Origin of the sequence: Ketobacter sp. MCCC 1A13808 (assembly GCF_009746715.1) — a bacterium.
Lineage (GTDB): Bacteria > Pseudomonadota > Gammaproteobacteria > Pseudomonadales > Ketobacteraceae > Ketobacter.
Window position 1 is genome coordinate 170,017 of sequence record NZ_VRKW01000004.1, and the last position, 11,390, is coordinate 181,406.

Annotated in this window: 7 protein-coding genes; 2 read left to right on the forward strand and 5 right to left on the reverse strand. The window is 50.0% G+C overall.

Translation table 11 applies throughout. From position 1 onward, the window contains the following. Window positions 1-76 precede the first annotated feature (76 nt). A complete protein-coding gene (locus tag FT643_RS10345) occupies window positions 77-1,090 on the forward strand; it encodes a serine/threonine protein kinase (RefSeq protein WP_156871317.1) in 1,014 nt (337 codons plus the stop codon). Window positions 1,091-1,105: 15 nt separating this feature from the next. Here FT643_RS10345 and FT643_RS10350 read toward each other — a convergent pair whose 3' ends face one another. The 5 genes from FT643_RS10350 to FT643_RS10370 form a co-directional block, all read right to left on the reverse strand. After that, window positions 1,106-2,197: an MORN repeat-containing protein gene (locus FT643_RS10350; RefSeq protein WP_156871318.1), complete on the reverse strand. Its 1,092-nt coding sequence runs from the start codon at window positions 2,195-2,197 to the stop codon at window positions 1,106-1,108. Window positions 2,198-2,263: 66 nt separating this feature from the next. Further along, window positions 2,264-5,611, reverse strand: a complete 3,348-nt coding sequence (locus FT643_RS10355) for an efflux RND transporter permease subunit (protein ID WP_156871319.1) — start codon at window positions 5,609-5,611, stop codon at window positions 2,264-2,266. Continuing rightward, the gene (locus FT643_RS10360; RefSeq protein WP_156871320.1) at window positions 5,608-7,338 is read right to left on the reverse strand and encodes an efflux RND transporter periplasmic adaptor subunit; all 1,731 of its coding nucleotides are present in this window, start codon (window positions 7,336-7,338) and stop codon (window positions 5,608-5,610) included. The genes FT643_RS10355 and FT643_RS10360 overlap by 4 nt, the downstream gene beginning before the upstream one ends. Before the next feature lie 222 nt (window positions 7,339-7,560). Beyond that, window positions 7,561-8,370, reverse strand: coding sequence for a thioesterase II family protein (locus FT643_RS10365; protein ID WP_156871321.1), 810 nt, complete (start codon window positions 8,368-8,370; stop codon window positions 7,561-7,563). 392 nt (window positions 8,371-8,762) lie between these two features. After that, the gene (locus FT643_RS10370; RefSeq protein ID WP_198043470.1) at window positions 8,763-10,088 is read right to left on the reverse strand and encodes an MFS transporter; all 1,326 of its coding nucleotides are present in this window, start codon (window positions 10,086-10,088) and stop codon (window positions 8,763-8,765) included. Between the two features lie 104 nt (window positions 10,089-10,192). Here FT643_RS10370 and FT643_RS10375 point away from each other — a divergent pair, with 104 nt between their 5' ends. Continuing rightward, window positions 10,193-11,389, forward strand: a complete 1,197-nt coding sequence (locus FT643_RS10375; protein ID WP_156871323.1) for a condensation domain-containing protein — start codon at window positions 10,193-10,195, stop codon at window positions 11,387-11,389. The last annotated feature ends 1 nt before the right edge of the window (window position 11,390 follow it).

An 11,390-nucleotide genomic window follows, 5' to 3' on the forward strand; every position in this document is an offset into this window, starting at 1 on the left:
GCGTGTACAATATTATGAGACCTAAGAAAAACAACTTTTTATTCTATCTGAACACTGCGAAAGGCCTTTCCATTATATGAATCTTACCTGGTTGTTTTCATGGCGCTCTAAGAAGCAGCAAGATAAGCCGAACGACTCAGAACCTAAGCAGCAGCCAAAGCGTCAACCGACAGGGGCGCAACGCAAAGCCGCTCCCGGCAACAACCCAACCAATCGAACGCCTCAGCCAGCCGCCGCCCCGAGGCCACCGGCTCTGACTGAGCGGCCGTTCGAAGTGAATCTGAACATCGGACGATATCGCATGGAACCGTTTACAGAGGGCGGTATCTGTGTGGTGATGAAAGGCATCCCGCTTGAGCAGGGCAAACCCAAACTGGCCGTTAAGCTGGTTCGGGAGCAATGGCTTAATCATCAAGCAGTTAGACGGCAATTCACCACCGAAAGCCAGATTGTAAGAGAACTGCATCATCCTCAATTACCGAAATACCGGTCACGAGGCCTGATTGATGGCAAAGCGTATTACGCTTATGAATTTATTGAAGGTTTTCAGTTAATCAACCTTTCCCAGGAACAGCAACGATTTCCACCCGCACTGGTGAAAGAGATCGCCAAAGACCTGGTCTCCCAACTGCTTGAACAACTGCATTTTCTGCACACCAGCTTGAAGCCGGTGGTTCATGGTGATATCAGCTCCGAAAACATCCTGATCGATTCAAAACAGAAGATTTATCTGGTGGATTTCGGATGTTCCCATTTCCAGAAGCAAGCCAGCCGGGAGTCATATCAGTGGTTGGCCAAGCCGTCCTTTATTTCCCCCGAACAAGCCCGCGGTGACCGTTGGGATCATCGCAGCGATCTCTATCAGGCAGGAATCCTATTGTTTGAGCTGTTACGAAACCGGCGCTGGAATGAAGGTGGTAGCAAGCGGGAAAAGGTGTTGTTTGCTGCCTCAAATGAGCGTAAAGCCGATGATTTCCTCACTGACGTTACGGACGCCAAGACCTCGTCATTCGTAGCGAAGATGCTGGATCCGGATCCCGGCATGCGTTTTCAGAGCGCCAAGGAAGCGCTAATCGCACTGCGAGAATAAAGTAAGGCCTGAGCCCTACTCTATTCTCACACCATTGTCGAAGCGACAGGGTGTATCCGCATTATCCATGGTACACACACCTTGACCATGCAATGCATTTTTCTGGAATCCACCCACATACTTGCTTCCGTCTGGCCAGGTAAATACACCGCGCCCTTCGCGCACGCCTTCATTGAACTCACCCGTATAGATTTCACCGGAGGTCCAGCTTAGCTTGCCTTTGCCTGTGCGCTTACCCTGTTCGAACTCGCCGTCATAGATACGACCATCGGCGAACGTCAGTGTACCCTGGCCGTCCATTACCCCCCGGTCAAACTGGCCTTCATATCGATTTCCACCCGGCCATTCTTTAATGCCTTTGCCTTGGGGTAAACCGTTGCGGAATTCGCCCTTATAAACTTCACCCGACGGCATCTGCATAGTACCTTCGCCCCAGGGCAGATCGTTCTTAAATTCACCCTCATAAACAGAGCCGTCAGCCAAAGTTTTACTGCCTGCGCCTTTGCGTTTGCCGTCAACGAATTCGCCATCGAATACTTCGCCGTCAGGGGAAATCAGTTTGCCCTGACCGGTTTGCTTGCCGTCCTGGAACTGGCCGATGTACTTTCTCCCATCCGGCCAGGTATAGGTTCCGCTGCCGTCTTTTTTGCCGTCACGGAACTCTCCCACGTAGACGCGGCCGTCGGCCCAGGTATACGTTCCTATCCCGTGTTCTTTGCCCTGGGAAAAATTACCCTCGTAGGTGCTGCCGCTAGCCCATCGGTAAACGCCACTGCCATGAAACTGGCCATCCTCCCAGTCACCGGTATAAACATTGCCCCGGGAATCCGTGAGCGTGCCCTGCCCCCACATGACATCGTTACTCCACTGACCTTCATAGCGGGAGCCATTGGGCCAAATATAGATACCATAACCAGACTTGACGTCGCCCTCCAGCTCTCCGCCATATTGGCTACCGTCTTCGAGGGTCGTCATATCCGGAAGGTCGGCCTGAGCAGGAGCGGAGTCGCTGCTTTCCTTAGCTTCCACCCCGTGAGCGCTATTTTTGGAATCGGTGTCATCCGCTTCTGAGCAGCCTAATATTAAAAATGCTGACAATACAAACACATAACGACTGCACCTTATTAACTTACGAGGCACGTATTTCTCCCGTCTTTCTCATGTTCATCGTATTTATTCTGTTGAACCATCACTGTTCACCAGAAACTCTTCATGACCATCATCCCATCCGGCTTCCCAACTCGCTGACAGCACTTCCAGCTCGAATGGTGAAGAACGCGCAACGCTGCCCTTCAGCCCTTCTTTGTGTCCCAACTCATAGGCTTCATCCAAGCCTACATGCCATTGCAATTTTTCAGAATCATCCTCAGTCGATTCGACAAATGACCGGTCGACCTCTTCGGCTATAGAGCTTTGACTTTGCGGCTTATTACCCGAAAAATAGCCCCCCATATTACTCAACAATTTCTGCGAGTCGTCCAAAATATAATATGTTGCCGGCACCAGCACCAAGCTTACCAAGGTGGCGAATAACACACCAAAAGCGATTGAAACTGCCATCGGAATAAGAAACTGTGCCTGCAGGCTGGATTCCATCATCAGCGGTACCAAGCCACCGAATGTCGTCAGCGAGGTCAGCATTATCGGGCGGAAACGAGCCACCCCTGCTTTTCGGATTGATTCCTGAAGGCCGATACCTTTTTCCTTGTTGCGGTTCATAAAATCAACCAGAACCAGGTTATCGTTTACCACAATTCCGCTTACAGCGATCATGCCCACCAAAGACCACAAGGTGATTTCCATTCCCGCAATCAGGTGTCCGACCAATGCCCCTATTATTCCAAAAGGTATTGCAAACATGACCATAAGCGGCTGGGCATAGGAACGGAATAACGTCGCCATCATGACATACATGCCCAATACGGCAATCCAGTACGCCTTGAACAGATAGTCCTTAAATTCGTCTTTCTCCTTTTGTGCGCCGGCGATATCCCAGGACATACCCGGGAAGTTTTCTGACACGTTATCCAAATATTCTTTGCGCAGCGCCGCCATTACTTTCGGGGTATTCGTCACGTTCTCATCAATCTTGGCCTTAACGTGAATAACACGACGGCGATTATGGCGATCAATCTGCGAAGCACCTTCGCCATACTCGATGTCGGCAACGGTCAGCAACGGAATGGTCGAGCCGTCCCGCATTCGAATCGACATATTTTCCAGATACCAGAGCGAACTGCGTTCTTCGGCAGGATAACGCACGATAACCTTGATATCCTGCTCTCCGCGCTGAATGTTTTGAACATCTGCGCCGTGATAGGCCTGACGAACTTGCAGTGCTACATCATCCAGGCTTAAGCCCAAATTGCGGGCAACCGGCTTGAGTTCTATCAGCAGCTCCTGTTTACCCTTCTGAAATGAATCTGTGACCTGGTAAAGCCCTTTTATATTTGCGAGTTTTTCCTTGAGCCCATTGGCTGCCAGTTTTAAATCACTCAGACTGCTGGAAGACAATTCAATATCCACAATAGCGCCCGGCTGATTGAGCGTGGCATTAAATTGCAGATCCACCACATCATGGATATCACCGACCCGCTCTTCCCATTCGCGAATGATTTTCTGCCCGGACAACATCCGGTTTTCAGCCGGGGCCATTTCAATCACCAGCCGACCTGCCGTATCGCTGGTGAAAGAAGTGAAGATATTCAGTATCTGTTCCGTGCCCGTTTCCGCTTTCAGATCTTTCTGCAAATCCAGGGCAGCGGATTCGATACGCTTAATACCGTCACGAACGGCTTCCGGTGTGGAGTTCTGAGCGAAGCTTACGGTAGCGCTGGCGGTGTCGGCCTCGATCGTCGAAAAAAACACGACCTTTAGCCAACCGGATGCCATCAGCGACAAGGCAATAATCAGAATGCCGACAAACCCGAACAACGTGGTATATCGCCAACGCAGGCACAGCTCCAGAAACGGGCTGTAAACGTTGTCGACAAATTTTTCCAGTCCCAGCGAAAACCCTCGCTGAACGGTCCCCAACACCGGTACACGGTCAAAGTCATCGTTCGAGATACCGGATACATGGGATGGCAGAACCAATAGGGATTCGATCAGTGAAAATACCAACGTGCAAATAACAACAATCGGAATCACCTTCATCAGTTTGCCTTCCGGTCCCGGCAACATTATTAGCGGTGCGAAGGCGATGATGGTCGTAAGAACGGAGAATATAACTGGCTTCTGTACTTCCTGGGCACCCAATATGGCGCCTTTCACACCGGTGATGCCCTCCCGATGCTTACTAAAAACGTTTTCACCAACAATAATCGCATCGTCAACAACAATACCCAGCACCAGAATAAATGCGAACAACGAGATCATATTAAGAGAGCCGTCAAAATACGGCAGCATCATGAACGCACCCATAAAGGATATGGGTATGCCCAGACTAACCCAGAAAGACAGCTTTGCCCGCAGGAAGAGCAATAGGATTATAAATACCAATGCCAGCCCGCCAACGGCATTCTCACTCAGCAAGTCCATACGGCTCTTAAAGTAGACCGAGGAATCCTGCCAAACATCGAGGTGGATTCCCTCAGGAATATAAGAACTGGGATTGGCGGTGTACTCCTTTAATTCCTCGGAGATATCAAGAATATCCTGGTTGCCCACACGATATACCGATAACGCAACCGCCGGGCGTCCGTTAAATTCGCTAAGCGACACCCCTTCTTTGAAACCATCGATAACGGTCGCGACATCGCGCACCAGCACCTGCGCACCATCAGGTAGCGCACGAATCACTATGTCTTCAAAATCGTCCCCCCAATACACCTGGCCTTTGGCTTTTACCGAAACATTACCTTGCGCTGTTTTTATGACGCCTGTGGGCAGGTCCACCGAACTTTGCCGCACTGCGTTAGCCACTTCAATAAAGCTCATGCCATAGCGCTGCAGGTCGGATTCAGAAACTTCGATGGCGATTTCGTATGGCCGGCTGGCTGCCAGCTCAACTTGGGAAATATTAGGCTTTAGAGTCAGATCCGATTTAACCTGGGCTGCAATATTTTTTAAAGTGCGCTCACTGGCATCACCGGAAATAATGACGAAGGCAACCATGTTGCGCACAGAAATTTCTCGAATGATCGGCCGCTCTACGTCTGCCGGGAAGGTACCAATACCATCAACCCGGGCTTTAATTTCGTTTAGCAAATGCTTGCTGTCATGACCATAGGCCACTTCCAGAGTTAACAACCCCAGATGCTCATTTGCTCTTGAAGACAGGGACTTGATACCTTCAAGATCGTAGATTGCAGACTCAATGCGGTTAATTACTGATTTCTCGACGTCTTCAGGAGCAGCGCCGGGATAAGGGATGGTAATGGTAATAAGGTCGAGAGAGATATTAGGCAAAATCTCTTTGCGGGTATCCTGCAGACTGAGTGCACCCGCTACCACCACAAAAATCATCAATAAATTAGCGGCGACTTTATTCTCTGCAAACCAAGCAATAATGGTATTCATTGTCTCGCTTCCACCAAAGGCTCCGGAGCCGCCACAGTGGAAATAGTAATTTTACCCGGACTGTTATCGGACGTGCCTTCGGGGGCACTCTGCTCGGCCGTATCCTGCTCAGCCTGGACCTGCTCTGATACCGGCTGATCCGGCTCTTGCTGATCGGCAGTCTGTTGCCCGGAGGCGGCTGGCTGTTCAGGTGTTTCCTGCTCAGGTTTCTGCTGAGACGCAATATCGGCTTCAAGCTGAGCAGCGAAAGGAGACATACCGGTATCGTTCTCAACCGGAGGCGCCACGGTTTCCGGCTCCGCTTCTACCACATCCGATTCCGGTTTTTTCTGTGTGATGGCTTGTTGCAAATTCTTCGCCTGCTCCACCACGCCCTCGACACTGGACTCTACCTGCGCTTTTTGCTGCTGGCTCAAACCATCGTAATGGGCCTTCGCCTGTTCCGCTGCCTTTTTCACTCGTGGATCATTCAAATCGGGAATGTTAATTTCTTTACCCGTTGTTGCCGGGGGAACCGAAACATTCAGATCGTCAAAAGCGGTATTCTGCTCTGGTTGCGTTTCATAATTGAAGTCTTCCGATCGCTGTGTCCGCACTTTCATGCCATCGACGGCAATGTCCATCTGGCTAAGGACAACCTGCTCTCCATCCTGCAACCCCGAGCTGACATACACGTGATCTTTGGATTTATAAATAATGGCAACCTCTTTTTCTTTCAGACGGTTGTCATCGGATACAACCCATATCTGTGCCCCGTTGCGCAGAGCCTTACGGGGCACCTGGTAGATTCCATCGAACTTGCGGCCGTCAATGGTCGCCTCAACAAAAGAACCCGCTACCAGCTCCGGACGTCCGGGCTGATTGGGATCCGCGCCGTAAGGATCATTCACCCTGGCGACGACATACAACAAACGGTTACGCTCATCAACGCCCCCTTCTGCTCTTACTACTTCTCCTTTCCACGTGTAGGTACGACCGGCGAAGGTTTCACTGAGCGTGACCGTTGGGAATTCTTTATCAACTGAATCCTGGAAACGGGTGGGCACGTCCACCAGACTTAACTGCCTGTCTGAAAGCGGAAGCCTGACTTCAGCAACGTCCACGGCGTATATTGCACCCATCTGCTGACCCGGTCGGACATACTGTCCGATGTTCAACGCGGCAATGCGCACCCGACCGTCAAAGGGCGCGCGGATGGTGGTGCGGGCTTTCTGCAGCTTTACCGCTTCCAGTTCTGCAACCGCCGCGTCGTATTGCGCTTTAGCCTGCAAATACTGAACCTCGTAATTGGCTAATTGGCTGGAGTTCGTGCTTTTAATGCGGCTACGGGCTTTTTTCTCTGCTTCCGCCTGGAGTTTCACCTGATAGGCCTGCGCCTTACTTGCCTCCGCCCGCTTGATATTCACTTCGTATTCCACGGGGTCCACCCGCACCAACACTTCGTCTTTGCGGAAAAAGCCGCCGTTCGCGAAATGGGGGGATAACTCAAGAACCTGGCCACTGACTTCAGAGATCAATTGGATTTCTGTGCCTGGAGTTACGGTACCGCGGGTAAACACAGGGATGCTGAGGCTTTCTGCCTGCACTGTGGTCACAGTAACTAAGGGCGCTTTAATGTGAAGTTCTTTGTGCTCTACTTCAGGTCGTGACGAAAACAAAATTATTGAAACTAACACAGCGACGATAATGGCCATTACAGGTAGTGCGATTTTCAGTGCTCTATTCATCTTATATTCTTCTTGTGTACGACATGACAGCCGACCCTTGAACTGAAATAAACTGGTTGCATTCGACAGCAGAGTACCGAATCTTATCCGAAATAACGTTGAAATTTAATTGCTTGTAAGGATTTATTACCGCTCTACTTAATGTAGCAGTGATCATCTGTCTCAGCTACCACGGAAGCTAAATTGCTTAGGATTTACCAAGTCGGACTGCGTAGAGCCAGCCTAAGAAGTTTTGTGTCGAGAGAGTAGACTGTCCGGTCGACCAAGTACAGATTCGATCGCCTGATTCACCGTATTGAGCAAAGAATCTGTGACTTGATTAATGAAAAAATGGTCACCAGAAAATAGCTCCAGGCTGAATGGCCCCTTCGTCACTGAGCGCCAATCTTCAAGATCATCGAGCGACACCTGTTGATCCTTCACTCCTCCCAACGCCATCACAGGGACATCAATCGGATCCGACGGCAGATACTGCCAGGTTTCAATCAGTTGAAAGTCTGCTCTCAGAATCGGGCTCACCAGATCCATCAGTTCAGGATTATTAAGTGCCTCCGCAGGTGTACCGTTCAAGCGACGAATCTCTTCACGAAACTCGGCTTCGGGCAACGAATATATAGGCTTGGATTTTTTCTGCTTCTGAGGCGCGCGGCGACCTGAAACGATTAAGCATTGCGGCTGGTTATGACCCAGATCACGAAGTTTGCGAGCCAGCTCGAATGCGACCTGCGCCCCCATACTGTGTCCAAAGAACACATAAGGCGTCACAACATAGGGCTTGATTTCACTAACCAGCGCACTCAACAAACTGTCGAGGCTGGTATAGGCTTTTTCTTTGAACCTGGAACCGCGCCCTGGCAACTGTATGGAACACACTTCAACATCTGCGGGCAGCTTTTTGTGCCAATCACGATAGGTGGACGCGTTACCGCCAGCATAGGAAAAACAAAACAGCCTCAACCTGGGCTGAGATACCGGGCGTGGTACATGAAACCAGTTGCTTTGCCCTCTGGCGAGAGCTTGCGATGCTGTCATATTAATACTCACCACTGCTATTTTTATTGTAATGCTATCTTGGTTCGAGTGTTGTCTTTATAACATCATTAGGCGGATCTGGCTTACCCTCCAGTACCGCGGGCACATACGTTAGCGCATTACTATGACAATTTCGGCGATAGCCCTCAAAACAGGTCCTCTATTACCGGCACCACTTCCCTAAAATTGTACTTGTTTAACCCATGCACCCGGTCTATGAATTCTTAAACAATGCTTAGCGTCAATTTAACGAGACAACTCAGGTACAGTCAAACACCGGATACGATATTCGTGAAAACCTTACAAAGTAAACACAACGCGTTACATAAAGCCCGTAGAGTTTGACCCACAATGAGACGAAATCGGTTTTTGTCTCACCTTGAAACCCGAGCTCACAAAACAGCGTCTTGCTCCGGCTGTACATCTATACGATCTGGATTTTCATCGGGTAGCGCTGTGTCAGCAGTTCGTATACTTTTGATGGACCAGGCTATCAGCGCCATAACCAGGCTAAGCGCACCAAACAAACTGATCATTAACGCCACCCCGCGTCCCTCGCCCACACCCCACACGGAACCAAATAACAATGCACCCCATTGCCCTTCCAGCATAATCGGCTCGAACAGATGATCTGCCAGCAATCCGGCGCTAAGAAATGCAAGTGGTTGCGCTGCTTTCATTATCGAGTTACGTAAACTAAATGCCCGCCCATGAAAAGCCACCGGCACTTTACGTTGCCAGAGAGTTTGACTGCAAACTGTCGCAATCGGCGCCGCAGTCATAATCAAGAATGCGCAGCCTGCAATCCAGTATACGTTGGGCGGGATTGGTAATAGAACCAGCATCACGGCGATAAAGACAGAGGAAAACAGGATACCGTGCATACGCTTCTTTGGCCCCTTCCACGCAATCATCAGAATACCGCCAACCAGCATACCCAATCCGGCGATGGATTGAATAAAGCCAAGATCAGTGGTGCCAGAGAAGGAGAGAATCAACGGCAAGATCAACACTTGCACAGCAGAAACATTAAACCAAATCAGAGTAAATAAATATAAGCCACCCAACACACCCGGCTTTGATTTCAAGAATTGGTAAGCTTCAACAATATCGCGCAGCAGTGAGGTTTTTTGTTTGTCCTTGGCTTGCTCAGGGTTCGGGATAGAAGCAATTATCAATGTGGCCAAGCCCACAACAAAGCTAGCGATATCGATAATAAAAATCCCGTCCATACCGATTTGATCCATGGCGATCCCTGCCAACAACGGACCCGCTAGCTGGACCACACCGAAGGCTAAGCCTAGCGATCCGTTTGCCCGGCTCAGACCTTCCTTGGGCACCAACAGGGTGACAGTGGAAGTAAAGCCGATCTGCAAAATGGTTCCGAATACGGAGGCGAAAGGAACAATGAGAATAATATGCCAGATTTCCAGCATGCCATTCCAATAAAGCAAGGCCAGAATCAAAGTCACTAGGGCAGTGCCCAATTGCGCGGCGAACAAAATCAGTTTGCGATCCACACGGTCCACCACCGAGCCAATCACAGGCCCCAACAGAATGCCGGGCAGTGTGGATGCAATCGCAATCATCGTGAAGTTGGTAACGGATTCGCCGGTTTGATAGGCCCACACACCCAGTCCGAAATTGGTGAGCGTTGAGCCGAGCAGAGAAAGGGATTGCCCGATCAGAATAAAATAAAAGACTTTAAAGCCCGACATCAAATTTACAGGACCGTTGTTATTATTTTTGGATGAGTTTGGCATGGTACCCTATAATCTATGCATGGTATAGTTTCACCCCTAAACATAATAATAAGTTTTATATGAGCTTTTATAGAACCCCTTCCCCTTTAGAATTCAGTTACATAGCGGCCGATCTGCCGGACTATTCCCCTCTCGTGAACCAGTTCTTCGTTGTTGGTGAAGGCGATATCGAAATCGGCCGTCTAAAGAGCGCCCTTCAGCAAGCTACTGCAGCCAACCCCGGCTATCAATTACAACTTCGCGGTCACTGGGGCTGGCGTTACTGGGACGATAACGGCAGAGAGCCGAGCGTGGATGAAATCCACGCGCCGGAGTGGGATAGCAACACGTCTTTACATGCTCCGTGCCTGGGTGAGCCCATTTCCGTTGTTTCCGATCCACTCTGTCAGATTACGAAAATTCACGCCAAAAACGGGCTGCATCTCCTGTTCCGTACACACCACGCCATTACCGATGGACGCGGCACAGTGCATCTGATGAACGAAACTTTTCGCATCCTGCGCGGCGATCCCCCCCTGGGCTCGACCTCCAGATCAACTGAGTGGGATGTGGCGATGAGCCATCAGCGCCCGCCCCGGCCGGTGACAGAAGGAGGCTGCCTTCCGGTTGTGAAAGGTACCGTTCAACCGGACAACAAGGGCTATCAATGGGCACGCTTCGACTGGAAAGGCGACAAGAACAAGCTGGCTGCAAAACTGATTTTTTCAGTTTCTCAAATCGCCAGAAATAATTTCGGTGAAGGAAAAATATTAATTCGTATTCCTGCTGATCTGCGGCGTTATCTGCCCGAAAATGAAGGGTTAAGCGTTGCAAATTGCAGCGGCGCCATTGATATGGAGATACCCGCCGACGTCAAACTTAACGGCATCCGCTCACAAATTATTAAAGCCATGCGGCAAAAAGAAGACTTGTCACCCTTTCTGGACAACCACAAGTACGCAAAGTGGTTACCAAAATCGATGTTCAGGCAGCACCCGGATTCGTTACGAAAACTGCACCAGGAACAACGCTATCGTATGACTGGGATAATCAGTTATATGGGCGAAGTGAATAACGACGATTTTCGTTGCGACACTTTCACGCCTACATCGCAATTCGGAGTGCCTATACCGTTTGAAAACCGTCCGTTGTTTATCGCCGCCTGCTCCTACAATGATGTTACTAATATCATTGTAGGTTGTCCGCAAGCGGCGGCCACCTTAGATGAGTTACGTCAGTTCAATACTCAGCTTACCCAACAACTCGATGCACTTTGAC

Excerpts from the sequence above, each read along its gene's own strand:
- FT643_RS10345 (WP_156871317.1), top strand. The coding sequence starts at position 77 with ATGAATCTTACCTGGTTGTTTTCATGGCGCTCTAAGAAGCAGCAAGAT.
- FT643_RS10355 (WP_156871319.1), bottom strand. The coding sequence starts at position 5,611 with ATGAATACCATTATTGCTTGGTTTGCAGAGAATAAAGTCGCCGCTAAT.
- FT643_RS10360 (WP_156871320.1), bottom strand. The coding sequence starts at position 7,338 with ATGAATAGAGCACTGAAAATCGCACTACCTGTAATGGCCATTATCGTC.
- FT643_RS10365 (WP_156871321.1), bottom strand. The coding sequence starts at position 8,370 with ATGACAGCATCGCAAGCTCTCGCCAGAGGGCAAAGCAACTGGTTTCAT.
- FT643_RS10370 (WP_198043470.1), bottom strand. The coding sequence starts at position 10,088 with ATGTCGGGCTTTAAAGTCTTTTATTTTATTCTGATCGGGCAATCCCTT.
- FT643_RS10375 (WP_156871323.1), top strand. The coding sequence starts at position 10,193 with ATGAGCTTTTATAGAACCCCTTCCCCTTTAGAATTCAGTTACATAGCG.